The following is a 23,678-nucleotide window of genomic DNA, read 5'->3' as shown; positions in this document are numbered from 1 at the left end:
ATCATCCCAAGAATGCAGATTAAGCGACTACCGCTTATTTGCAGTCGAGATACTTGTCCTTGAAGGACGTCTGGATCTCGGTCGTGATCTTCTTCAGATCGTCCTTGTAGGTCGCTGCGTTGGCATTGCTGATCAGGAGCGTGCCCGAATCGATGAAGCGCTCGGTCTGCGGCGTCTTCACGAAGGGAGCATCGGCCTTGACCGTGCAGGTGCCGCTGGCGAGCAGGTCGAGCGCGTAGGCGCCGACATAGCCCTGGCCGTAGGGGTTCTGCGCCATCGTGCCGGCTGCGAAGCCGTCCTTGATGGCGTCGAGAACGATCTGGTCGTCGTCGATGCCGACCAGCTTGATGCGCTTGTCGCCGAGATTGCGCAGCGACTTGGCCGCGACGACGGACGGGATGTAGGCGGTCGAGATCAGGCCGTCGATCTCGTCCTTCTGGGCGCCGAGCAGGGCGTTGATCTTCTGGTCGGCCGCTTCCTGCGCATCGGTATCGGTGATGTGCTGGACAACCGTCACCGCGCCGTTGGTCTCGGAGGCTGCCTTTTCGACGGCATCCATGCGCAGCTTGGTGTTCGGATCGACGAGCAGGCCGGCCAGATGGACGATCTTGCCCTTGCCGCCGAGCGCTTCGATCAGCGCCTTGGTGCCGAGATAAGCGGAATTATAGACGTCGGTGCCGAAGCAGAACGAGACCTTGGTCGGGTCCTGCGCGCAGCCGGCGAGCGCCAGCGACGGGATGTTGTTGGCCGTCAGTTCCTCGACGGTCGAATTGATGCCGACAGCATCGCCAGGGAAGATGCCGAAGGCGGTGTAGCCCTGGGTCACGAGGCTCTCGACGAGCTCGGTCTGCAGGTTGAGCTTCCATTCCGCCGGAACCTTGAAGTCGACGGCGGCGATACCGAAGTCCTTCGCCGCGTCCTTGCCGGCCTGTTCCCAGGGGGCGAAATACGGATGCGGGCCGCCCGGAATGAGCGCGATCTTGTTGTCGGATGCGTGCGCGGCGCCGGCCAGTCCGAACAAAGCGGCAGCAAGCAACGGCAGGGCGCGCAAGCGCGCGCCATGGTGGCGGTGATTCATGATGTCCTCCCTCAGCGACAACGCGGCCTGCTCCACCAGTCCGACGTTCGCGAAGGAGATGTAAGCACGAACGCATATCGCGTGCAATATACGTTGCGGGCGACTGGCTCACAGGCAACAAAAAAGGCCCCGCCCCTGGGGTTCAGGGCGGGGCCGTATTTGGGGGGTCAGAAGTCAGAACTTATTCAAGAACAAGTGAGGTCTGGTTGGTCAATGTGGGAGGAAGCCGAAGGTTCCCGTCCTTTGAACCGGGCGCCCTTTTTTTGAACGCTTCCGGTCGGGCGAGGATGCAACGGTTAGGGCAGATCAGTCGTCGGTGGGGTGGGGGTTGAAGGCAGCGATGCCTGTATTGCCCTGATGCGAGACGCCAACGACCTGGCCCGGAAGGACGCCGAGAAGCTGGTTGCCGTTCGCGAATTTGTAGGTATGGCCGTCCTGCAAGGTCAGCGTGCCCGTCGAGACATTGACGTTCGTCACGGTGCCTTCGGTCTCTTCGGCTGCGATCGCAGCGGCGCCCGAGGCGAGGAAGGCTACGGATGCGGCGGCAAGGATGAGGTTACGCATTTTACTGTCTCCCGGTCGATGGGTTCGACCCTGTGTTGAGAGGGGAGGCGAACCACAAGTGGTTCGCCTTGTTGCGCTACCGGTGAAGCGGAGGCTTCAGCGTCTACTCGGCCTGCGGGGCGTCACCGTCGTCCGGCGCTGCCGCGCCATCCTGCGGTCCGTTGTCCTGCTGGCCCTGTTCCTGCTGGCCACGCTCCGGGCCATGGCCGGGACCCCGGTCGCGACCGTGTCCGCGCGGACCCATCGGCGGACCGAAGCGCAGGTCGGCCTGGGCCAGCTTCTCGAGTTGCTCCGGCGTCAGCTTGGCCTTCAACGCGTCAATCGCCTTGGAAAGCTCGGCAGCCTTGGCGGCGCGCTCGGTGGCGCGCTGGACCAGTCGCTCTTCGCGGGCAAAGGCCTGCGGAGCGGGCTTGGCTTCCGGTGCAGCGCCGGCGGCCGGCGGCGCCGGGCGTGCCGGCGGCTGGAACATGGCGAGCAGGGCATTGGTGTAGTCGCGCCATGCATCGTGCTGGTCGGCGCGAATGCCGATCAGGGTCTCGGCGGCATTCAGGTTCTGGGCGAGCCACATCTGCATGCGTTCGCCGCGGGGGCCGTGCGGACCATGGCCGCGCATCTGGCCGCGGCCTTCATGCTTGCCGGCGTGCTTGCCGCCATGCGGGCCGCGTTTCATTTCGCCGCGGTCGCCGCTCTGGGTCGAGGCTTCGGCGCTGGCTTCGGACTTGGCAAACGCCGGAGCGACGGCGACGGCCGAGACGCTGGCGAGAGAGAGGATGGCGAGAGCTGCGAGAGTACGCTTCATCGAAAATCTCCAATGGCTACGCTGGACACAATCCGAAGCTAGGGAGCGGCTGTTTCCTCGGTAGGTCGGTTCGTTTCCCAGCGTGTCTGCGATCAACGATTTTGTTTCGAAATGTTTCCATCGGTCGTTTTGAGACGCTCGGTTACGAAAAAACCGCCCCGGCAGGAAGTTGAGCGGGTAGAGCTTTGACTACGATCTAGTGCGGTGGTCGGAGAATTTCCGCCGACCGCCTTCCAATAAGGTTCAAGAGGCCGAGTTACTGATGCCCAACGCGCCGCACATACTGGTTGTCGATGACGATCTGGAAATCCGCCGGCTGCTCGGCCGCTATCTCGATGGCCAGGGCCTGCGTGTCACGCTCGCCGCCGACAAGCGCGAGCTGGAGGAGAAGCTGGCGACCCAGCAGATCGACCTGATCGTGCTGGACGTCATGCTGCCGGACGGGTCGGGCCTCGACATCTGCCGCCAACTGCGCGATCGCCGTCCGCACATCCCGATCATCCTGCTGACCGCGCTGAAGGAGGATGTCGACCGTATCATCGGGCTGGAGATCGGCGCCGACGATTATCTCGGCAAGCCGTTCAACCCGCGCGAACTGGTCGCCCGCATCCGCGCCGTGCTGCGTCGCTCCGCCGATGTGGCCGAGGCGCCGCCCGCCACGACGAGTTATCGGTTTGCCGGCTTCGTCGCCGCGCCGGATACGCGTTCGCTGATCGATCCCGAAGGCGACGCGATCGTGCTGACCGGTGCCGAATTCGACCTGCTGATCGTTTTTCTCGACCGTCCCGGCCGCGTACTATCGCGCGAACAGTTGCTCGATTTGACCCAGGGCCGCGAGGCCGACCCGCTCGACCGCTCGATCGACGTGCTGATGAGCCGGTTGCGTCGCAAGCTCGGCGATGACGGCAAGTTCCAGATCTTCAAGACGGTGCGAAATGGCGGCTATCAGCTGGCCGTGAAGGTCGAGACGGAGGGGCAGGCGTGAACTCGCTCCGCCTCAAGATCGGCCTGCTGGTCATCAGCGCGATCGTCGCTGTGGTCGGGCTCGCTACCCTGGCTGCCGTCAGCATTATCGGCGAGCCTGGACCGCGCCGGCTGATCGGCCCCGCCGCCATCCAGATCGACCTGATCGCCCAGCTCGTCGAACGCCATCCCGAAGATTTTCGCGATGGCGAGGTGCTGCGCGGCTCGATGCGCGGCAAGGATCTCGGAATCCGCATCCGCGATAAGCCGGCGCGCGGTCCCGTGCATGAAGATCTGACCGAGGCGCTGCGCGAAGTGCTCGAGCATGTCGGCCGTCCGCGCGATGTCGTCGTCACCCAGCCGCGACCCCATGCTCCGCCCATCGTGTCGATCCCGATCAACAATCTCGGCTACATCGCCGTGCCGCTATCCAACACGACCCCGCCCCAGGCCGGCTGGGTCATCCTGATCGGCTGGATGCTGGCGATCATCCTGGGCGCGGCCGGCATCGCGCTGGTGATCGCCAACCGGCTGACCAAGCCGCTGCAGATGATCGAGGCGGCGATTGCCTCGGTCGGCGCCGATGGCGTGCTTCCGGCATTGCCGGAAACCGGATCGGCCGAGACACGCGCCACCGCAGGCGCGCTCAACCGCCTGTCGGCGCGTCTGAAAAGCGCGATGGAAAGCCGGATGCGCCTCGTCGCCGCCGCCGGCCACGACCTTCGCACGCCGATGACGCGGATGCGGCTTCGCGCCGAATTCCTCGATGAGGGCGAGCGGCAGAACTGGCTGAACGATCTCGACGAGCTCGACCGGATTGCAGACAGCGCCATCCGCCTCGTGCGCGAGGAAGTGGAGGCAGGCGAGCGCGAGCCGGTGCAGCTCGACGTGCTGGTCCGCCGCCTGACGACGGAGCTGGCGGCGCAGGGCCGCCAGATCGATGCGGGGGCGCTTGAACCCGTACACGTGTCCGCCGCGCCATTGGCGCTGAGCCGGGCGCTGCGTAATTTGATGATCAACGCCGCCACCCATGGCGGCGGCGGCACCGTCAGCCTTTCGCGCGAGGGCGACGTCGCCGTGATCCGCATCGTCGATCAGGGGCCGGGCATCCCCCAGGCCATGATCGAGCGCGCTTTCGAGCCGTTCTTCCGGGTCGATCCGGCGCGACGCCAGTCCGTGCCCGGCGCGGGTCTCGGCCTTGCCATTGCCAAGGAGATCGTCGAGCGTCTCGGCGGGCAGATCATCATGCGCAACGGCGCGGAAGGTGGCCTCGTTCAGGAAATCACCCTGCCGCTGGCAGCTACGCCGGTTGAACCGGTGGCCGATGAGCCCGACGCTTTCCGTGCCACGTGAAACCATCCGGCTGGAGACGTCCGACCGTTGCATCGCCGTCATGCTGTCGTGCTAGCGGCTTGCCGCGTCGCGTTTTTCTTCACGCGAACTGCTACCCACATCGCGCCAAAAACGCTCTAGTGTCGTGGCGCAACCCTGCCTGAATGGAAAACTCGTGACCCTTTCGATCGAAGACCGCACCGCCCGTTTCACCCTGGCCCAGGAGATCGCGCGCGAGGCGGGAGCGCTGGCGCTCGGTTATTTCGAGCGGCTTTCGACGCTCGCCGTTGAATTCAAGCATGGTGGCCAGGACGTCGTCAGCATCGCCGATCGGGAGGTCGAGGTTCTGATCCGCGCCCGCATCGCGGAAAAATTCCCGGAAGATGGCGTGCTTGGCGAAGAAGATGGCCTGGTCGAGGGCAAGTCCGGCGTGCTCTGGGTCGTCGATCCGATCGATGGCACCAGCCCGTTCCTGAACGGCCTGTCGCACTGGTGCGTGTCGATCGCCGTCGCGGTCGAAGGCGAGGCCGAGATCGGCGTCATCTTCGCCCCGGTCAGCGACGAGTTCTTCGCCGGCGCCAAGGGCCTCGGCGCCTTCCTGAACGGCGTGCCGATCACGGTTGCCCCGTCGCGCACCATCGAGGACGGCCTGCTCGGCTTCGGCAGCAACCACCGCATCCCGCCGGAAGATGTCGGCCGCTTCGTCACCGTGCTGTTGGAAGCCGGCGGCATGTTCTATCGCAACGGTTCCGGCGCGCTGATGCTCGCCTATGTCGCCTGCGGACGGCTCGTCGGCTATTACGAGCAGCACATCAATTCGTGGGATTGCCTGGCCGGCCTCTGCCTGATCAAGGAAGCCGGCGGCTGGCACAACGATTTCCTCGCCGGCGAAGGCATGCTGGAGGGCAACCGCATCGCCGGCGGCGCACCGCAGATGAAGGCAGGCCTGGTCGCGCTGCTGGAAAAGGCCGGCGCCTCGACCGAGACGATCGTCTGAGGCGGTCGAGCCTTCATGGTAGATCGAACCGCTCCACCATCATCCTGAGGTGCTTCGCGTGAGCGAAGCCTCGAAGGAGGATCCAGTGGGTGCTGTCGCGTACAGACGTACCTTCTGAACCCTCCTTCGAGGCCCGGCCTTGCCGGGCACCTCAGGATGATGATCGCGTTTCGAACATGCCTTCCCTTCAGCCTCTCCAAGGGATGCGAGAGGAGGGCTCGACCTCCCTAAACCCCCGGTCCAGACGCCTCGCGCAGATAGCGGACCGGGCGTTCCGGCGCCAACGCCAGCGCCGCGCGTACAATCGCCTGGGCGTCGATGCCGTGGTGGCGATAGAGATCGGCGATCGTGCCGGTCTGGCCGAAATGCTCAACGCCGAGCGAACGGGTGCGGTGGCCGCCGACCGAGCCAAGCCAGCCCAGCGTCGCCGGATGGCCGTCGAGCACGGTCACAAGGCTGCAATGATGCGGCAGGTCGGCGAACAGTCGTTCGACATGTGACTGCGCGTGCACGAGGCCGCGCTCGCGGGCCCGTCCCGCCGCGGTCCAGCCGGCATTTAGCCGGTCGGCCGAGGTGATGGCGAGCAGGCCGATATCGCGGCGGTCCTCGGCCAGCAGGCCGGTCGCCTCGATTGCCTCGGGCGCCACCGCGCCGGTATAGGCGATGACCACCTCGGCATTCGGGCCGGGCTTCCGCAGCCAGTAAGCCCCATCGACGATGGCGCGTGACAACTCGTCGTCGATGGTGCGGGCAGGCTGTTCGAGCGGCCGGGTCGAGAGGCGCAGATAGATCGAACCGCCGGTCTGGTCGCGCAGCCAGGTCCGTTCGTCCGGGTCGCCTTCGCCATTGCGCTGGATGTAGTCGAAGCCGAAGCGGAGGATGGTGGCGAGTTCGTCGACGAAGGCCGGCTCGAAGGCGGCGAGGCCGTCCTGCGCCATGCCGATCAGCGGCGTGCCGATCGACTGGTGCGCGCCGCCTTCCGGCGCCAGCGTGATGCCGGACGGGGTGGCGACGAGGATGAAGCGTGCATCCTGGTAGCAGGCATAGTTGAGGGCATCGGCACCGCGATAGATGAACGGGTCGTAGAGCGTGCCGATCGGCAGCAACCGTTCGCCATTGATGGAGTGACTAAGCCCCAGCGCCGAGAGCATGAGAAAGAGGTTCATCTCGGCGATGCCGAGTTCGAGATGCTGGCCCGAGGGCGAGAATTCCCAGTTGAAGGTCGAGGGAATGCGCTCCGACTTGAAGGTGTCGGCCATGCTTTCGAGCGCGAACAGGCCGCGCCGGTTGACCCAGGGGCCGAGATTGGTCGAGACGGTGACATCCGGCGAGGTGGTGACGATGCGGTTGGCAAAGTCGGAATCCTCGCGCGAGATCTCGTTCAGGATCTGGCCGAAGCCCGCCTGGGTCGAAAGCTCCTTGCCGGCGACGCCGGGTGTCGGCAGCACGGCGGGAACGTCGATATGCGGCGAGACCGCCGCCTTCTCGCGCTTGTTGAACGGCACGGCGTCGAGGAAGGCCTGAAGCCTGTCCGGCTTGGCCGAAAGACCTTCAAAATTTTCCCATTCATGGCCGGGACGGACGTTCATCGCGGTGCGGAAGGCGTCCATCTGGGTCGGGTTCATCAACCCGGCATGGTTATCCTTGTGGCCGGCGAGCGGCAGGCCAAAACCCTTGATCGTGTAGGCGATGAAGCAGGTCGGCCGGTCATGCTGGCCTGCCTTGGCGAAGGCGTCGAGCAGCGTCGGCAGGTCGTGGCCGGCAAGGTTGGTCATCAGCTTGGCCAGTTCCTCGTCCGAACGCGCCTCGACCAGCTTCGTCACCTCGCCCTGGTCGCCGATCTCGTCGAGAAGGCGCTTGCGCCAAGCCGCGCCGCCCTGGAAGCAAAGCGCCGAATAGAGCTGGTTCGGGCAATTGTCGATCCAGTCACGCAGGCGTTCGCCGCCCGGCTCCTGGAAGGCCGCTTCCAGCAGCACGCCGTATTTGAGGACGACGACGTCCCAGCCAAAGTTCTGGAAGATCGCTTCAAAGCGCTGCCAGAGCCCCTCGCGGACGACGGCATCGAGGCTCTGGCGGTTGTAGTCGACGATCCACCATGTGTTGCGCAGGCCGTGCTTCCAGCCTTCAAGCAGTGCCTCGAAGATGTTGCCCTCGTCCATCTCGGCGTCGCCGACGAGCGCGATCATCCTGCCTTCGGGATGCTCGCCGCTCCAGCCCTTGGCGCGGACATAGTCCTGCACAAGCGAGGAGAAGAGCGTCTGCGCCACGCCGAGGCCGACCGAGCCGGTCGAGAAGTCGACGCCGTCAATGTCCTTGGTGCGCGAGGGGTAGCTCTGCGCGCCCTTGTAACCGCGGAAGTTTTCGAGCTTTTCGCGGGTCTGGCGGCCAAGAAGGTACTGGATCGCGTGGAAGATCGGGCTCGCATGCGGCTTGACCGCGACGCGGTCCTGCGGGCGCAGCACGTCGAGATAGAGCGCCGTCATGATGGTGGCGAGCGAGGCGGACGAGGCCTGGTGGCCGCCGACCTTGATCCCTTCCGCATTGTCGCGGAGGTGGTTGGCGTTGTGGATGGTCCACGCCGCCAGCCAGAGGATCTTCTTTTCGAGCTCCGCCAGAAGGGCGAGGCGGTCGGAAGCCGGAGAGGTGGTGCTGGGCGAACTCACGGGACGATCCTCCATCGATCCATCAATCAAGAATGAACCGGGCGCGACGCCCGGTCCAGCATCGTGTCGCTAGCTGCAAACCGCACGAACATCATCCTGAGGCGCCCGGCGCAGCCGGGCCTCGAAGGAGGGGCCAGACGGCTCCTTGCGTCCGTCTGGACCGACGCTCGCGAGGAGCTTCGCTGGACCCTCCTTCGAGGCTTCGCTCACGCGAAGCACCTCAGGATGATGGGGAGCGGGGATGGCGGATCCATCCCTGCTGATCTTGCCTCAGCCGATGCGCGAGCCCGTCGCGGTATCGAACAGATGGATGCGCTCGACCGGGAACGACACGCTGACCGTATCGCCGCGCACGGCGACGCCGCGCTCCAGCGAGAACGCCTTGACGTCGGCTCCGAAGGCGCTGGCATGCAGGATGGTGCCGAAGCCGGTCGGCTCGACCAGGTCGATCAGCGCCTGGATGCCTTCCAGCCCGGTCTTGCCGACAAGGACATGCTCCGGGCGGATGCCGAGCGTGAGCTTGGTGCCGTCGGCGGTCGGGGCCGGGCCGGCGAGCGGCACGACGACGCCCTGCGCCAGTTCGACGGTGCCGCCATTGGCGGCGCGGTAGGTGCCCTCGAACATGTTCATGGCCGGCGAACCCATGAAGCCGGCGACGAACAGATTGGCCGGCCGGTCATAGAGATCGAGCGGGCTGCCGACCTGCTGCACGAGACCGGCATTCATCGCAACGATGCGGTCTGCCAGCGTCATCGCCTCGATCTGGTCGTGGGTGACGTAGATCGAGGTGGCGCCGAGGTCCTGGTGCAGCTTCTTGATCTCGCCGCGCATGTGCTCGCGCAGGCGGGCGTCCAGGTTGGAAAGCGGCTCGTCGAACAGGAACGCCTTGGGCGAACGCACGATGGCGCGGCCCATGGCGACGCGCTGGCGCTGGCCGCCGGAGAGCGCCTTGGGGCGCCGCTCCATCAGCGGCGTCAGGCTGAGCTTGGCGGCGGCACCCGAAATGGCGGAGGCGATCTTCTCCTTCGCCGTTTTCCGGAGGCGCAGGCTGTAGCTCATGTTGTCGGCGACCGTCATATGCGGATAGAGCGCATAGGACTGGAACACCATGGCGATGTCGCGGTCCTTCGGGTCGAGGTCGTTGACGATCCTGCCGCCGATGCGGATCTCGCCGGACGAGATGTCCTCCAGGCCGGCGATCATCCGCAGCAAAGTGGACTTGCCGCAGCCGGACGGGCCGACCAGCACGACGAATTCGCCGTCCTTGATGGTCAGGTCGACGCCATGCAGGATCTTGGTGCTGCCATAGGCCTTGCGGACGTCGGTGATATCGATGGATGCCATTGCGATGCTCCGTCAGCCCTTGACCGCGCCGGCCGTGAGGCCCTGCACGAGGTAGCGCTGGATGAGAAGGAAGAAGATACAGGCGGGGATCAGCGCGAGCACGCCGGCTGCCATCATCTGTCCGAAATCGACCGAGAACTTCGAGACGAAGCTCAGGAGGCCGACCGGGAAGGTGCTGGCGTCGACGCCGGAGATCAGCATCAGCGCGAACAAGAGCTCGCTCCACGCCGCCGTGAAGACGAAGCCGAGCGTCGCCGCCATGCCCGGCAGCGTCAGCGGCAGGATGATCTGCCGGAACGCCATGAAGCGGGTGGCACCGTCGATCATCGCGGCTTCTTCGAGATCCTTCGGGATGCCGTCGAAGAAGGACTGCATAAGGAAGGTCGCGAACGGCACGTTGAAGGCGACATAGACCAGGATCAGGCCCGAGAGGCTGTTGGTCAGGCCGAGCGGCGACAGCATCTTGAAGATCGGCGCGATCAGCATCACCAGCGGGAACATCTGCGTCAGCAGCATCAGCCCGACGATCCAGAACTTGCCCCGGAAGGTGAAGCGCGACAGCGCATAGCCGCCGATCGAGGACAGGATGGTGACGATGAACGCCGTCGAGACGGAAACGATCATCGAATTGCGGAAGAACAGCGGGAAGTCGCTGTGTTCCAGCACGAAGGCGAAGTGGTCGAGCGTGGCGCGCGACGGCCACATCTTGACGCCCTCGGAATAGAGGAGGTCGTTCGGCGTCACCGAGACCTTGACCAGCCAGTAGAGCGGGAACAGGGCGAAGGCGACGTAGACGAGGATGGCTGCCCGGTGGGCGATCGTCATGCCAAGGCGCTTGGGTCGGATCATGGTCTAGCGTTCCTTGAGCAGCGTCTGGCGCAGGAACACGATCAGCAGCGAGTAGACCATCAGCAGCAACAGAAGCACCATTGCGATTGCCGAGGCGTAGCCGAAATCGAGCCTGCGGAAGGCCTGGGTGAAGATGTAGCTGGCGACGATCTGCGTCTTGTCGGCAGGGCCGCCATTGGTCATCACGACGATCAGATCGGCGAAATTGGCGATCCAGATCGTGCGCAGCATGACGGTGATGGCGATCGTCGGCGCCAGGAAGGGCAGGGTGATCGAGCGGAAGCGCTGGAACGGCGTCGCACCGTCGATGGCGGCCGCCTCATAGAGGTCGCGCGGGATCGACTGCAGGGCCGCCAGCAGCGTGATGGCGAAGAACGGGATGCCCCACCAGACATTGGCGATGATCGGCCCCCACATGGCGAGATCCGGGTCGGACAGGATGTTGTCCGGCGCGCTCATCAGGCCGATGCCATACAGCCAATGCGGGATCGGGCCGACGACCGGGTTGAACATCCAGGCCCAGTTCAGGCCGGACAGGAAGCTCGGCACGGCCCAGGGCAGGAAGCAGAGCGCCTGGGCGAGGCCACGGCCGTAAAAGGGCTTGTCGAGCAGCAGCGCCAGGATCAGGCCGAAGGCGAACTGGAGCGCCACCGAATAGCCCGTCCAGTAGACGGTATTCTTCAGCGCCAGCCAGAAGGTCTTGTCCTTGGCGATGGCGCGGAAATGGTCGAGGCCGATGAACCCGCCGGAGAACGGATCGAGCAGCGTCATGTCGCGGAAGGCGTAGGAAATGCCGATCGCGAGCGGCACCAGCATCACCGTGACGATCAGGATCAGCGCCGGGGCGGAGTAAAGATAGGGCTCGCTCGCAATGGCGAGTCGCCGCAAGAACGGTCGTCGATCTCGCCCATATTGGGCGCTCACGGCCTCTGTCATCGGAAGTCGATCCCTTTGGTCTCTTCGCAGCTGTTAAAACCTCTCTTGGCGGAGGTCGCAGTCGCGGAACTTGGTTTCGGGAGGCGCTGTAGCCCCGTCGAGGGGCGTTCCCCTCCCGCAACCGTTTCTGCCGGGTCCCGGCCCCCCGCATGGGGAGGGCCGGTCCGACGGTGGCCCGGGCCGAAGCTCAGGCGCAGCTCGGTAACTCGCAGCCAGGGCTTACTTGGTGGCGAGGAACTTCTGCTGGCTCTTGGTCAGGTAGTCGGCCCACTCCTGGCCAAGCTCTTCCGGCGTGATCTCGCCGAGCAGCGCCTGCTGGCTCGACTTGATGACCAGCGAGTCCTTGAAGAAGGCGAACTCGGGCAGGTAGGTCGGCATCACGGTCGGGACGACGTCCTTGTCGGAGAGTTCGGCGAACCAGCCCTTGAACTGCTCGCTGGCGTAGAAGGGGTCCGTCTCGGCCGACTTGCGGGCCGGGAGCGCGCCCGTCTTCTTGTTCCAGGCGATGTTGCCTTCCTTGCCTTCGAGCGCCGCGAGCAGCTTCCAGGAGGCTTCCTTGTCCTGGCTCGTCGAGAACATCGACCAGCCAGCATAGCCGATGGTCGGGAAGGTCTTGCCGTTCTCACCCTTCGGCATGGTCATGATGCCGTAGTCTTCCGGCTTCATCCGCTCGGCGATGGCGATCAGAGCGTCCGGGTCCTGGTCGAGCATCGCGCAGGTGCCGGAATAGAAGCCGGCGACGATCTCGTTAAAGCCCCAGTTGACGCTGTCCTTCGGGGCATAGCCCTTCTTGTACATGTCGGTGACGAAGGTCAGACCCTTGACCCAGCCGGCATCGGCGAAGGTCGACGTGCCGTCTTCCTTGAAGAAGGTGTTGTCGCCATTGGCGATCGCGCCGAACATGACCCAGCCATTCAGGCCGCCGGGGCCGCCGCGCAGGCAGTAGCCGGCCTTGCCCGGCAGTGCCGAGACCTTCTTGGCGGCCTCTTCGAACTCAACCAGCGTCTTCGGAACTTCGGTGACGCCGGCTTCCGCGAACAGCTTCTTGTTGTAGAACATCGCGCGCAGATAGAAGCCGTAAGGCAGCATGTAGGCGGTGTCCTTGACCGAGCGGCCGAGCTCAAGCGCGCGGTCGTTCAGGTCGGAAGCCTCGTCCCACTTGGCGATGTAGGGCTCGAGGTTTTCGAGCATGCCGCGATTGGCATAGAGCGACAGCCAGGTGTCCGGCATCTCCATGACGTCGGGCGTCTCGCCGGCGGCGACCATGGTCGCGAACTTCTCGAAGGCCTGGCCCCAGGGCAGCGAGATGATCTCGACCGTCGTGCCGGGATTGGCGGCCTCGAAGGTCTTGACGATGCCCTTCAGCGTCTCGGTGCGCTCGGGGCTCGTGATGACCTCGACGAGCTTCAGCTTGGTGTCGGCGAGCGCCGAGCCTGCGAGCAGCGCCGTCATGACGGCGGCTGCGGCGATCTTCCTGAACATTGGTTGTCTCCCTCTTTTTGTTGACTGCAGTGCTATGCGCGCCGGGCCGTATCTATGGCCGCGGCGAGATCGTTCCAGAGCGCGTCGGCCCCCTCGAGGCCGACATGCAGGCGGACCATGTTGGCGCTGACGCCAAAGTCGATTGCCGAATTGGGGCCGGCTGCCTGGACGCGGACGACCTGCGCCGGCACCACCAGGCTCTCATGGCCGCCCCAGCTGACGCCGATCTTGAACAGGCCGAGCGCGTCGGTGAACTTGGCGATGTCGACGGCGCCTTCGCGGAAGGTGAACGAGAACAGCCCCGACGTGCCGGAAAGGCCGGCCGGCAGCGCGTTGCCGAGGCCGGGATGCTCGACCGAGGCGACGGTGTCGTGGTCGAGCAGGCGGCGCGCGACATGCAGGGCGGCGGCTTCATGCGCCTTCATGCGGATCGGCAGGGTGCGCAGGCCGCGGATCAGCAGCCAGGCGTCGAAGGGCGACAGCTTGCCGCCGAGATAGGGCAGCGTGCCGGAGCGGATCTTGCCGATCAGTTCCTTCGATCCGACGACGACGCCGGCGACGACGTCGCTGTGTCCACCCAGATACTTCGAGGCCGAGTGCAGCACCAGGTCGACGCCGAGCTTGATCGGCTGCTGGAACACCGGCGAGGCCCAGCTGTTGTCGATCGCGGTGATGACGCCGTGGCGCTTCGCCATCGCCGCCAGCGCCTGGACGTCATGCGTCTCCATCGTCCAGCTGGTCGGGCTTTCCATGTAGAAAAGCGTGGCGCCCGGCAGCGCTGCCTCGACCGCCGCCTCGTCGCGGCCGTCGACATAGGTGACGGCAACGCCGTAGCGCGACAGCAGCGTCTCGAACAGGCGGTAGGCGTCGGGATAGACGTGGCGCACGCAGACGACGCGGTCGCCCGGCTTGACGAAGGTGATCACGGTCGACGAGATCGCCGCCATGCCGCTGCCGAAGGCGAGGCCGTCCTCGGCGCCTTCCATCGCGGCGACCTTCTCCTCGAAGATGCGGACGGTGGGGTTCAGGCCGCGGCTGTAGACCGGGCGGACCTTGTTGCCCTTGTAGGTCTCTTCCATCTCGGCATAGGACGAGAAGGTGAAGAGCGAAGTCTGCACGATCGGCGGCACCACCGCGTCATAGGCGTTGACGTCGTCATGGGCGGCGATGAGGGAGGCGTGCTCGAAGGCCGCGGTGAAGTCGTTCATGTCTCTACCTTGTCGGAATGCCGGGCGGTGTCCTGCGACATCTCCCGAATGTCTTCCTCGACGATTTCGAGGATGGTCAGTGTTTCCCGGCGCGCACGCTCGGGATCCTGGGCCGCGATCGCTTCGAACAGCGTGCGGTGGAAGGGAAAGGAGCGACCGGCGAAATCCGGCCGGTCGAACGGCTTGGTCCAGAACCGCTCGAACGCCTCGCGCATCTGCTCCAGCAACTGCCCGAACATCGGGTTGTGCGAGGCGTCATAGACCGAGAGGTGGAAGGCGAGGTCGTACTTGCCCGAGGTGCCTTCGGCGAGATGGACCTTCTCCATCGCCTCGAGCTTCTCCTCGATGATGTCGAGATCTGCCTGGGTCCGCCGCAGCGCCGCCAGCGCGCCGGCTTCCGCTTCCAGCCCGCGCCGGATGTCGAGCGTCGCCAGCAGGCCCTCGCGCAGCGTGCCGGCATCAATCGAAAGCGGCATGTGGATGGTGTCGGAGGAGATGCCGCGCAGCAGATACGTGCCGCTGCCTTTTCGCGATTCGACGACGCCGAGCGCCTGGAACTGGCGGATGACCTCGCGCACCGTCGAACGGCCGACGGCTAGCGATTGCATCAGCTCGCGCTCGGTCGGCAGGCGCTCGCCCGGCCGCAGGTTGGACTGGGCGATGTAGTCGGCCAGCGCCTTCATGACGGTGCCGGCGCGATCGGAAGCGGGGAGCGGCGACAGGCCGGGAACGGAAAGCGTCACGCCCGCACCCCGCGGGATGCGTCGTTCGCAGCGTCAAGAAACCGGCTCGCCTGGATCACGCGATCGTCCCGTTGCATGCCCGAAGGCGCCTAGAATTGGTCTGACATCTGATCATTTCTACAAGTGCGACGTTTCGTCAAGAGCCGTAAATTCGGCAGATTGATGCCTGTTTGGGCACGGCGATGCGTTCCACAACCCTGCGGTGTCGGCATCGGCGAGCACAAAATTCCGGCTAAGCCGGCAAAACTGCGCGATTCTGCGGCTTCTTGCCGGGGCTATGACCTGCTAGCCTCACTGCGCGCATTTTGCGCCGGGCGGGGCGAGCATGAGCGACAAGCCGGACCTTTTGATCACGCCGACGCGGTTTGAGATGGAGGTCGACGGGCATGTCGCCTTCATCCTCTACCGGATGCAGGGCGACGTCATCGAACTCGTCCACACCGAAGTGCCGGCGGAACTCGCTGGCCGCGGTGTCGGAACCAAGCTGGTGCGCGCCGTGCTCGACAACATCCGCGGCCGGGGCGCCAAGCTGCATCCGCTCTGCCCCTTCGTGCACGCCTATATCGTCCGCCACCCCGAATATGCCGATCTCGTCACCGACTGAATCCAGCTGACCGGAGATACGCATGCCCTCTTTCGATGCCATCATCATCGGCACCGGCCAGGCCGGATCGCCGCTTGCCGGCCGGCTGACCGCCGCCGGCATGAAGGTCGCCATCATCGAGCGAAACCTCTTTGGCGGCACCTGCGTCAACACCGGCTGCACGCCGACGAAAACCCTCGTCGCCAGCGCCTATGCCGCCCATCTGGCCCGTCGCGCTGCCGATTACGGCGTCGTGCTGGATGGTCCCGTCAAGATCGACATGAAGAAGGTCAAGGCACGCGCCGACGCCGTCTCGGGCGCCTCCCGCGATGGAATAGGCAACTGGCTGGGCGGCATGGAGAACTGCACCGTCTTTCGCGGCCATGCGCGCTTTCTGGATGCGAAGCGCGTCCAGGTAGGCGATGAGGTTCTGACGGCGGGAAAAATCTTCATCAATGTCGGCGGCCGCGCGATCCTGCCGGAGATACCGGGCCTCGCGGACGTGCCGCATCTCACCAACAGCACGATCCTCGATCTCGATGCCGTGCCCGAACACCTGCTGATTCTCGGCGGCAGTTACATCGGGCTCGAATTCGCGCAGATCTATCGCCGGTTTGGCGCAAAGGTCACAGTCTTCGAACCCGGCCCGCACCTGATCCGTCGCGAGGATGAGGATATCTCGCAGGCGGTGTCGGACATCCTGACGGCGGAGGGCATCGATATCGTCGTCAGCGCGGTAAACCTCGCCGTGGCCAAGGCGGCGAATGGCGGCATCGCGGTCAGCCATGACGGTTCCAATGGCCTCAAGACCGTCACCGGCTCGCATCTCCTGGTCGCCACCGGCCGCCGGCCCAACACCGACGACCTCGACGCTGACAAGGCCGGTATCGCGCTCGATGCACATGGCACCATCATCGTCGACGACGCCCTGAAGACCAATGTCGACGGCATATGGGCGTTGGGCGACTGCAACGGCAAAGGCGCCTTCACCCACACCGCCTATAACGACTTCGAGATCGTCGCCGCCAACCTGCTCGACAACGATCCCCGGCGCGTCAGCGATCGTATTCCCGTCTATGCGCTCTATATCGATCCGCCGCTCGGAAGGGTCGGCCTGACCGAGACGGAAGCCAAGAAAACCGGCAAGAACATCCTCGTTTCGACCCGGCCGATGACGCGTGTCAGCCGGGCGATCGAGAAGGGCGAGACGCAGGGCTTCATGAAGGTTGTCGCCGACGCCGACAGCGGCGAAATCCTTGGCGCGGCTCTGCTGGGCACCGGTTGCGACGAGGCCGTCCACTCGCTGATCGACGTCATGTATGCCAAGCGGCCGTTCGAACAGGTGCGCCGTGGCGTTCATATCCACCCGACCGTTTCGGAGCTTCTGCCGACGCTGCTTGCCGAGTTCCGCCCCGCCTGACGTCGCCGCGGAGACGCTTTCCTCTCGTTACGCATGGTTGCAGAGAGAGGATTCTACGAACGGGCGGTGGTGGCGCCAGGCTCCTGTATGGTAAATGTTAAGGATAGTCTCATAGAGACAGGAGTGTAGTAGCCGAAGTAGCGTAGCCGGCGATGTGTATGGGTGTAGTGCCGTTGAAAGTCCCTCTCCTCCAGCCGCGCGAAGTTCGCTTGCGGCGCCGGTTGAAGCAGACCCTCGCTTCGGCGCTTGTCATGATCATGGTTGGCTCCACTGCGAGCTACGCGCAGGATGGCGGCTTTTTCGACGGCGTCCGGTCGTTTTTCGGCAAGACCAAGGAAGAGCCGGTCGCCGACGCGGTGCCCTACAAGACGACCATCAACGTAATCGACGCGCCGCGTGCGTTGCGTAAATCGATCACCGCTGCTTCCAATCTGCAATCGATGCGAAAGTCGCCGCCATCGGGTGCGGCCGGCCTGCTGCGCCGTGCGCGCTCCGACATCGACCAGATCACCGCCGCGCTTTACACCAACGGCTATTATGCCGGTACGATCCGCATCACCATCGCCGGCCGCGATCTCGATGCGCCCGACATTCTGCAGGTGATCGAGGCGGCGCGGCCCGCGGGCCCGGTTCCCATTCAGGTCGATGTCACCACCGGCCCGCTTTTCCATTTCGGCGAGATCACGCTGGTCGATGCCGAGCATCACCGGCCGTTGCCGCTGGCGCCGACGCTGAAGAGCCTGCGCATCCTGCCGGGCGACGAGGCGAAGTCGTCGACCATCCTCGACGCCGAGGGCCGGATCTCCGACTTCTACCGCAAGGAAGGCTATGCCTTCGCCAAGGTTGTCGACAAGGACGTGGTCGCCGATCACGCGGCCAACCTCGTCAACGTCACCTATGTCGTCAGTCCCGGTCCCGCCGTGGCCTTTGGCCAGGTGACCGTTTCCGGCACGGAAAAGGTCCGCCCGTCCTTCGTCGCGGAACGGGTCCGCATCATTCCGGGCGAGATGTTCTCGCCGCAGCGCCTCGCCGACACGCGCAAATCACTGCTGCGCTACGAGGCGTTTTCGGGCGTCCGCATCCGCGAAGGCGACAAGCTCGACGCCGATGGCCGCCTGCCGATCGATGTCGAGGTGACGGAGCGCAAGCCGCGCTATGTCGGCTTCGGCGCCAAGTATTCGTCGACCGACGGCTCGTCGATCAACGCCTTCTGGGGCCATCGCAATCTGTTCGGCGGCGCCGAGACGCTGCGCCTCGACGGACAGGTTTCGTGGTTCGGCGGCAAGTCCGAGGCGGTTCCCGACGCCAATCCGCTCGGCTATCGATTCGCTGCGACCTTCGGCAAGCCCGGCATTCTGACGCCGATCGACGATCTCGTCGCCCAGGCGGCGATCTTGCGTGAGGTTACCGACGCCTATGTCCGCGAGGCGGCCACCCTGACGGCCGGCATCCGGCGCAACTATTCCGACCAGTTTTCCGTGCAGGTCGGTCTCGATCTCGAGCAGTCGCATGTCCAGGACGCCAATGGTTCGCGCGACGACACCATCGTCGGCGTGCCGATCGACGTCGCCTATGACACCACCGACAATGCGCTGGATCCCTCGTCCGGCATACGCGCCAGCGGCACGTTCGAACCCTTCGCCTATCTCGGCCAGGCCAGCGCCGGCCCGATGATGTTCAAGGGTTCGCTGTCGAGCTACCGCGCCTTCGACGAGGACAAGCGCTACATTCTCGCCGGCAAGATCTCGGCCGGAACGATCTTTGGCGCCGACCTGCTCGACGTGCCGCCGCAGCGCCGCTTCTATGTCGGCGGTGGCGGCTCGCTGCGCGGCTACAACTACCAGTCGGCCAGCCCGCGCAATGCCGATGGCGATATCATCGGCGGCCTGAGTTTTGTCACCGCTTCGGTCGAGGCGCGTATCAAGGTGACCGATACGATCGGCGTCGTGCCCTTCTTCGATATCGGCTCCGCCTCGGAGGGTTCGGTTCCCGATCTGGGCGACCTGCGCTATGCCGCGGGTCTCGGTTTGCGCTACTATACCGCCATCGGCCCTGTCCGGCTCGATGTGGCGATCCCGCTCAACCCTGAGCCAGACGATGCCGGCTATGGCGTCTATATCAGCCTTGGACAGTCGTTCTGATGTCTCGCGCCCTTACCATTCTGCGCTGGTTCGGCGTCGGTTTCCTCGCCGTCCTGATCGCGCTCGTAGCCCTGTTCGGCTTCCTGCAGACGGGTCCCGGCCTGCGCACGCTCGCCAACCTCGGCAGCAAGCTCGCCAGCAGCGACGGCCTGACGGTCAAGATCGATGGCATCTCCGGCTTCGTGCCTTCGAACATGCGCATCGCGCGCATCGACGTCGCCGACACCACCGGTCCGTTTGCGCAGGTTGAAAACCTGCACCTCGCCTGGCATCCGCTGTCGCTGATTTCCGGCAAGGTCGCCATCACCGATCTCGCCGCCGACCGTGTCGCGGTTTCGCGCAAGCCTGTCTTGCCGCCTTCGCCGCCCAGCACGTCCAGCGGCGGCGGAATTCCGTTCATCCGCGTGGCGCTCGACCGGCTCGACATTGCCAAGATCGAGCTCGGCGAGCCGGTGCTCGGCATGGCAGCGACGCTCAATCTCCAGGCATCGGCCCGTCTCGTCGATCTGGCCGAGGGCCTGTCGCTCGATTTCGCGCTGGTGCGCGAGGATGCGCCCGGCGAGATCAAGGGCCGCGCCCGCTATGCGCCCGGCAACGGCACGGATTCGCTCTATCTCGACGTGACGGCCAGCGAGCCGGCCGGCGGCCTCGTCGCCCGGCTGGCGCAGATCGAGGGTCTGCCGGCGCTGTCGCTTTCCGTCAAGGGCAATGCCCCACTCGACAATTGGGACGGCCAGATCGCGCTCGACGCGGGCGCTGCCGGCCATCTGGGTGGCACCGCCGCCGTCAAGCAGGTCGAGGACGGCCGCCGCATCATGCTCGATCTCGCTGGCGAGATCGCCGGGCTGGTTCCGGCCACCGTGCGTCCGCTCTTTGCCGAGCAAACGACACTGATCGGCTCGGCCGTCGTCGGACAGCAAGGCCATATCGCCATCGAGGGGCTGAACGCTACCGCCTCCGGCTTCGGGCTGGCGCTGGTCGGCAAGCTCGACACGACGGCAAAGACCGCCGATCTGAAGCTCGACCTGGTCGGCGGCGATCCCTCCCATTTCGCCGCGCTCGCGCCCGGTGTCACCTGGTCGGGCTGGCGCCTGAACGCCGCCGTCAATGGCGCCTTTTCCGCCCCGTCCGTTGATGCGACGCTTTCCGCGCAAGATCTTGCCGGCGCAGGTTACGGCGCCAAGGATCTGCAAATCGTCGCCAAGACCACGCCGGCCAATGGCGGCGGGCTAGCCTTCACAGTCGATGGCAGCGCAGCCGGTCTTTCCGCCGCCGATCCGCAGGTTTCGGCAGCACTTGGCCAATCTGCGAAGCTGACCGCCGCCGGCTCGCTCGGCGACGCAGGTCCCGTGCTGACCGACGCCAAGGTAACGCTGGAGCCGCTCGACCTCTCGTTCGCTGGCAGCGCCGCGCCAAAATCCGTCCAGGGCGCATTGCGGCTGGAACGTCTCAATCTCGCTGCCTTCTCCGGCCTCGCCGGAAGGCCGCTTTCCGGCAGCGCCGTGCTCGACGCCAAGATCGACGCCGATCCGTCGACGCGCCGTATCGCGGTCGATCTCGATGGCACGTCGAAGGCGATCACCACCGGCATCAAGCAGGTCGATGATTTCTTTGCTGACGAAAGCCGGGTCAAGGGCGCGGTGTCGCTGGCCGAGGATGGCCGCATCGCCGTCAACGGCCTGACGCTCGCCGCCAAGGGCCTCGACGTCGCCATCGATGGCGGCATCGAGAAATCAGCCGCCGATTTGACTGCTCGCGTAAAGCTGGCCGATCTGAAGCAGCTCGACCCTCGCGTTTCGGGCGCCGCCAGCGCCGATCTCCGCTTTACCGGCGGCCTCGACGCGCTCGGCCTCACCGGCAAGGTCGCGATTCCTGCCGGCATGGCGATGGACCAGAAGATCGAGAATCTGGCGCTGACCGTCGACCTGACCGATCTCACCCGCCTTCCGGGTGGCACGTTCGCGCTCGATGGCAAGCTGGCCGGCAAGCCCGCCAAGGGCGGCGCGAAACTGACCTCGCTCGCCGATGGCGGCCGCCGTCTCGACAATCTCGATCTTGCCATCGGCAGCGTTCGCGCCAAGGGCGCAGCGGCTCTTGCCTCAACCGGCCTGATCGACGGCAAGATCACCATCGCGGCTTCCAACCTCGCCGATCTGTCGGCGTTGATCCTGACCGATATCGCCGGCAAGCTTGACGCGACCATCGTGCTCGACGCTTCGAACGGCGCGCAGCGTGTTGCGGTCGATGCCAATGCGCAAGGCGTTGAAGTCGCCGGAAACCGCGTCGACAAGGCCGACATCAACGCCCGCATCGCCGATCTCTTCGGCACGCCTGTTATCGACGGCAAGGCGGTCCTGGCGGGCGTCCGGGCCGGCGGTCAGGTCATCCAGACGGCGACCGTGACGGCGAAGAGCGCCGGCACTTCCACTGACGTGACGCTCGATACGGCGCTGCTCGGCGCCGATATCGACGCGAAGGCGCGGATCTCCCCGGCCGGCGAGGCGACCAATGTGCGCCTCGATACGCTCAGGATCGCCCGCTCCGGCACCAATGTGACGCTGTCCGCGCCGTCCAACATCACCATCGCCAAGGGCGGTGTCTCGATTGACAAGCTGGCTCTGGCGACCGGCGACGGCCGCGCCAATATCAGCGGCAAGGCCGGCGAGACGCTGGATCTCAATGTCGACCTGCGCAACCTGCCGCTGTCGCTGGCCTCGCTTGTCGCGCCGACGCTCGACATGAAGGGCACGCTGAGCGGCACCGCGCGCGTCACCGGCAAGGCTTCCGCGCCGGCGGGCGACTATGATCTCAGGGTGGCAAAGCTCACCAATGGCGATATTGCCAAGGCCGGCCTCGGCCCGTTCGACATCACAGCCAGAGGCAAGCTCGGCGGCGGCCGCGTCGGCGTCGAGGCGACCATCAAGGCGCCTTCCGTCTCCGGCCTGACGATCAACGGCTCGGTGCCGATCGCTAGCGGCGACATGGACCTGAAGATCAAGGGTGCGATCGACCTCGCCATCGCCAACACGGCGCTCGCCACCTCGGGCGGCAATGTGCGTGGCAAGGCGGTGATCGATGCGGCGCTCGGCGGTCCGACCTCGGCGCCGCGGGCCTCCGGCACGGTGCGTGTCTCCGGTGCTAGCTACAACGACTCGCTGAACGGCATCGCGCTCTCGAACATCGAGACGGTGCTGACCGGTTCCGACCGCGCCATCAACGTCTCGTCCTTCTCGGCCCAGACGGTGCAGGGGGGCCGGATTGTCGGCAAGGGCAATGTCGCGCTCGACCCGGCTCAGGGTTTTCCCGCCGCGATCGAGATGACGCTGCAGAAGGCGACGCTGGTTTCCAGCGACCTGATGCGCCTCGTCGCCGATGGCAAGATCAACATCCAGGGTCCGGTCGCGACCCGGCCGAAGATCGCCGGCCAGATCAACGTCCGCAGCCTCGACATCAACATCGCCGACAAGATTTCGGGCGGTCTCGATCCGCTCGACGTCCGCCACGTCAATACGGGCAAGGGCAAGTCGACGGCCGTCAAGGGCGGCATGCGCGCCCAGGCGCAGGCGCGCGCCAGCGCGACAGCCAAGAAGAAGGCGACGCCACCGAGCGCCTTTGTCGCCGATCTCGACTTGAAGGTCTCGGCGCCGAACGGCGTGTTCGTGCGCGGCATGGGCATGGACGCCGAATTTGGCGGCGATCTGACCCTGCGCGGCACGACGGCAGACATGGTGACCTTGGGCGGCTTCAACCTGAAGCGCGGCCGGTTCAGTGTCGTCGGACGCCAGCTCACCTTCACGGAAGGGACGATCACGTTCAATGGCAGCCTCGATCCGGAACTGAACTTCAAGGCCGATACGTCTGGCGGCGATGTCGTTGCCAGCATCATCATTTCCGGCAATGCCTCGGCGCCGGAGGTGAGCTTCACCTCGACGCCGACCCTGCCGCAGGACGAAGTGATCGCCCGGCTGCTGTTCGGACGCTCGATCAGCACGCTGACCGCCGGTCAGGCGCTGCAGGTGGCGCAGACGGTGGCGCAGTTCTCAGGCGGCGGTCCCGGCGTGGTCGATGCCGTCCGTCGCTCGCTCGGCGTCGATACGCTGAGCATCGGCACGGATGAGACCGGCAAGGGCGGCCAGATCGGCGCCGGCAAGCGCTTGAACGACAAGATCTATGTCGGCGTCCAGCAAGGCACTTCGCCGGATTCGAGCAAGGTCACGGTCGACGTCGACCTGACCCGCAACATCCGCATCCAGGGCGCGGCGGGCGCGGATGGCTCGAACGAAATCGGCATCGGCGCGCAGTGGGATTATTAAGCGACGTCGTCGCCTTCCCCTGAGAGGTCAACGGCCGCAGGCCGGCGGGAGAGGATTTATGGCCTCACCGGCCAGGCCTGCCACCTATTCCCACCCTCCGCCGTCATCCCTGCGAAAGCAGGGATCCATGCCGCTGAGCCATCGGGAGGTCCGCGTGGAATGGGGCTCCGGCTGAATGGATCCCGGCTCGGGGGCCGGGATGACGCCGAGCGCGGGGCTAGCGTCGAGCAAGACACCGGTCAATCGAAAGGGTGACCCTTCCG

The 23,678-nt window shown here is 65.4% G+C and carries 17 protein-coding genes; 7 read left to right on the top strand and 10 right to left on the bottom strand.

Annotated features, from left to right (window positions below):
* Positions 1 to 34: 34 nt before the first annotated feature.
* From OSH12_RS20150 to OSH12_RS20140, 3 genes are all read right to left on the bottom strand, one after another.
* A complete protein-coding gene (locus OSH12_RS20150; protein ID WP_266345413.1) occupies positions 35 to 1,078 on the bottom strand; it encodes a substrate-binding domain-containing protein in 1,044 nt (347 codons plus the stop codon).
* Positions 1,079 to 1,384: 306 nt separating this feature from the next.
* Positions 1,385 to 1,642, bottom strand: a complete 258-nt coding sequence (locus tag OSH12_RS20145; protein WP_266345412.1) for a DUF1344 domain-containing protein — start codon at positions 1,640 to 1,642, stop codon at positions 1,385 to 1,387.
* Positions 1,643 to 1,745: 103 nt separating this feature from the next.
* Positions 1,746 to 2,441: a hypothetical protein gene (locus tag OSH12_RS20140; protein ID WP_266345411.1), complete on the bottom strand. Its 696-nt coding sequence runs from the start codon at positions 2,439 to 2,441 to the stop codon at positions 1,746 to 1,748.
* Between the two features lie 262 nt (positions 2,442 to 2,703).
* Here OSH12_RS20140 and OSH12_RS20135 point away from each other — a divergent pair, with 262 nt between their 5' ends.
* The 3 genes from OSH12_RS20135 to OSH12_RS20125 all read left to right on the top strand — a co-directional run bounded on the left by OSH12_RS20135 (position 2,704) and on the right by OSH12_RS20125 (position 5,733).
* Entirely contained in the window at positions 2,704 to 3,426 is a 723-nt protein-coding gene (locus tag OSH12_RS20135; protein WP_266345410.1) for a response regulator, read from the top strand.
* Complete coding sequence (locus OSH12_RS20130) at positions 3,423 to 4,757, top strand: ATP-binding protein (protein WP_266345409.1); 1,335 nt, start codon at positions 3,423 to 3,425, stop codon at positions 4,755 to 4,757. Before OSH12_RS20135 ends, OSH12_RS20130 begins: the two co-directional genes overlap by 4 nt.
* A gap of 154 nt (positions 4,758 to 4,911) precedes the next feature.
* Positions 4,912 to 5,733 carry an inositol monophosphatase family protein gene (locus OSH12_RS20125; RefSeq protein WP_266345408.1) on the top strand — a complete coding sequence of 274 codons (822 nt, stop codon included), beginning with the start codon at positions 4,912 to 4,914 and terminating at the stop codon, positions 5,731 to 5,733.
* Between the two features lie 227 nt (positions 5,734 to 5,960).
* Here the strand turns inward: OSH12_RS20125 and OSH12_RS20120 are convergent, their stop codons facing one another.
* The 7 genes from OSH12_RS20120 to OSH12_RS20090 form a co-directional block, all read right to left on the bottom strand.
* Positions 5,961 to 8,396, bottom strand: a complete 2,436-nt coding sequence (locus tag OSH12_RS20120; RefSeq protein WP_266345407.1) for a transketolase-like TK C-terminal-containing protein — start codon at positions 8,394 to 8,396, stop codon at positions 5,961 to 5,963.
* A 270-nt stretch (positions 8,397 to 8,666) separates the two neighbouring features.
* Entirely contained in the window at positions 8,667 to 9,740 is a 1,074-nt protein-coding gene (locus OSH12_RS20115) for an ABC transporter ATP-binding protein (protein WP_266345406.1), read from the bottom strand.
* Positions 9,741 to 9,752: 12 nt separating this feature from the next.
* Complete coding sequence (locus tag OSH12_RS20110; RefSeq protein WP_266345405.1) at positions 9,753 to 10,589, bottom strand: carbohydrate ABC transporter permease; 837 nt, start codon at positions 10,587 to 10,589, stop codon at positions 9,753 to 9,755.
* Positions 10,590 to 10,592: 3 nt separating this feature from the next.
* Complete coding sequence (locus OSH12_RS20105) at positions 10,593 to 11,525, bottom strand: carbohydrate ABC transporter permease (protein WP_266345404.1); 933 nt, start codon at positions 11,523 to 11,525, stop codon at positions 10,593 to 10,595.
* A 219-nt stretch (positions 11,526 to 11,744) separates the two neighbouring features.
* Positions 11,745 to 13,007, bottom strand: a complete 1,263-nt coding sequence (locus tag OSH12_RS20100) for an ABC transporter substrate-binding protein (RefSeq protein ID WP_266345403.1) — start codon at positions 13,005 to 13,007, stop codon at positions 11,745 to 11,747.
* Between the two features lie 32 nt (positions 13,008 to 13,039).
* Positions 13,040 to 14,215 carry a PLP-dependent transferase gene (locus OSH12_RS20095; RefSeq protein WP_266345402.1) on the bottom strand — a complete coding sequence of 392 codons (1,176 nt, stop codon included), beginning with the start codon at positions 14,213 to 14,215 and terminating at the stop codon, positions 13,040 to 13,042.
* Positions 14,212 to 14,898 carry a FadR/GntR family transcriptional regulator gene (locus OSH12_RS20090; RefSeq protein WP_266345497.1) on the bottom strand — a complete coding sequence of 229 codons (687 nt, stop codon included), beginning with the start codon at positions 14,896 to 14,898 and terminating at the stop codon, positions 14,212 to 14,214. The genes OSH12_RS20095 and OSH12_RS20090 overlap by 4 nt, the downstream gene beginning before the upstream one ends.
* 385 nt (positions 14,899 to 15,283) lie before the next feature.
* Here OSH12_RS20090 and OSH12_RS20085 point away from each other — a divergent pair, with 385 nt between their 5' ends.
* From OSH12_RS20085 to OSH12_RS20070, 4 genes are all read left to right on the top strand, one after another.
* Positions 15,284 to 15,562 (top strand): GNAT family N-acetyltransferase, encoded by a 279-nt coding sequence (locus tag OSH12_RS20085; RefSeq protein ID WP_266345401.1) that lies wholly within the window; start codon positions 15,284 to 15,286, stop codon positions 15,560 to 15,562.
* 22 nt (positions 15,563 to 15,584) lie between these two features.
* Complete coding sequence (locus OSH12_RS20080) at positions 15,585 to 16,961, top strand: FAD-containing oxidoreductase (RefSeq protein WP_266345400.1); 1,377 nt, start codon at positions 15,585 to 15,587, stop codon at positions 16,959 to 16,961.
* 209 nt (positions 16,962 to 17,170) lie between these two features.
* Positions 17,171 to 19,102 (top strand): autotransporter assembly complex protein TamA, encoded by a 1,932-nt coding sequence (locus tag OSH12_RS20075; RefSeq protein WP_266345399.1) that lies wholly within the window; start codon positions 17,171 to 17,173, stop codon positions 19,100 to 19,102.
* A complete protein-coding gene (locus OSH12_RS20070) occupies positions 19,102 to 23,415 on the top strand; it encodes a translocation/assembly module TamB domain-containing protein (protein WP_266345398.1) in 4,314 nt (1,437 codons plus the stop codon). The genes OSH12_RS20075 and OSH12_RS20070 overlap by 1 nt, the downstream gene beginning before the upstream one ends.
* Positions 23,416 to 23,678: the final 263 nt, after the last annotated feature.

The sequence above is a fragment of the Kaistia terrae genome (assembly GCF_026344005.1).
Taxonomy (GTDB): Bacteria; Pseudomonadota; Alphaproteobacteria; order Rhizobiales; family Kaistiaceae; genus Kaistia; species Kaistia terrae.
The sequence above is the reverse complement of the archived record's forward strand: the minus strand, read 5'-3'. Positions and strand labels throughout refer to the sequence as shown.

Coding starts and splice junctions, on each gene's coding strand:
- OSH12_RS20090 (WP_266345497.1), bottom strand. CDS start 14,898: ATGAAGGCGCTGGCCGACTACATCGCCCAGTCCAACCTGCGGCCGGGC.
- OSH12_RS20145 (WP_266345412.1), bottom strand. CDS start 1,642: ATGCGTAACCTCATCCTTGCCGCCGCATCCGTAGCCTTCCTCGCCTCG.
- OSH12_RS20115 (WP_266345406.1), bottom strand. CDS start 9,740: ATGGCATCCATCGATATCACCGACGTCCGCAAGGCCTATGGCAGCACC.
- OSH12_RS20150 (WP_266345413.1), bottom strand. CDS start 1,078: ATGAATCACCGCCACCATGGCGCGCGCTTGCGCGCCCTGCCGTTGCTT.
- OSH12_RS20070 (WP_266345398.1), top strand. CDS start 19,102: ATGTCTCGCGCCCTTACCATTCTGCGCTGGTTCGGCGTCGGTTTCCTC.
- OSH12_RS20105 (WP_266345404.1), bottom strand. CDS start 11,525: ATGACAGAGGCCGTGAGCGCCCAATATGGGCGAGATCGACGACCGTTC.
- OSH12_RS20095 (WP_266345402.1), bottom strand. CDS start 14,215: ATGAACGACTTCACCGCGGCCTTCGAGCACGCCTCCCTCATCGCCGCC.
- OSH12_RS20080 (WP_266345400.1), top strand. CDS start 15,585: ATGCCCTCTTTCGATGCCATCATCATCGGCACCGGCCAGGCCGGATCG.
- OSH12_RS20100 (WP_266345403.1), bottom strand. CDS start 13,007: ATGTTCAGGAAGATCGCCGCAGCCGCCGTCATGACGGCGCTGCTCGCA.
- OSH12_RS20085 (WP_266345401.1), top strand. CDS start 15,284: ATGAGCGACAAGCCGGACCTTTTGATCACGCCGACGCGGTTTGAGATG.
- OSH12_RS20135 (WP_266345410.1), top strand. CDS start 2,704: ATGCCCAACGCGCCGCACATACTGGTTGTCGATGACGATCTGGAAATC.
- OSH12_RS20110 (WP_266345405.1), bottom strand. CDS start 10,589: ATGATCCGACCCAAGCGCCTTGGCATGACGATCGCCCACCGGGCAGCC.
- OSH12_RS20140 (WP_266345411.1), bottom strand. CDS start 2,441: ATGAAGCGTACTCTCGCAGCTCTCGCCATCCTCTCTCTCGCCAGCGTC.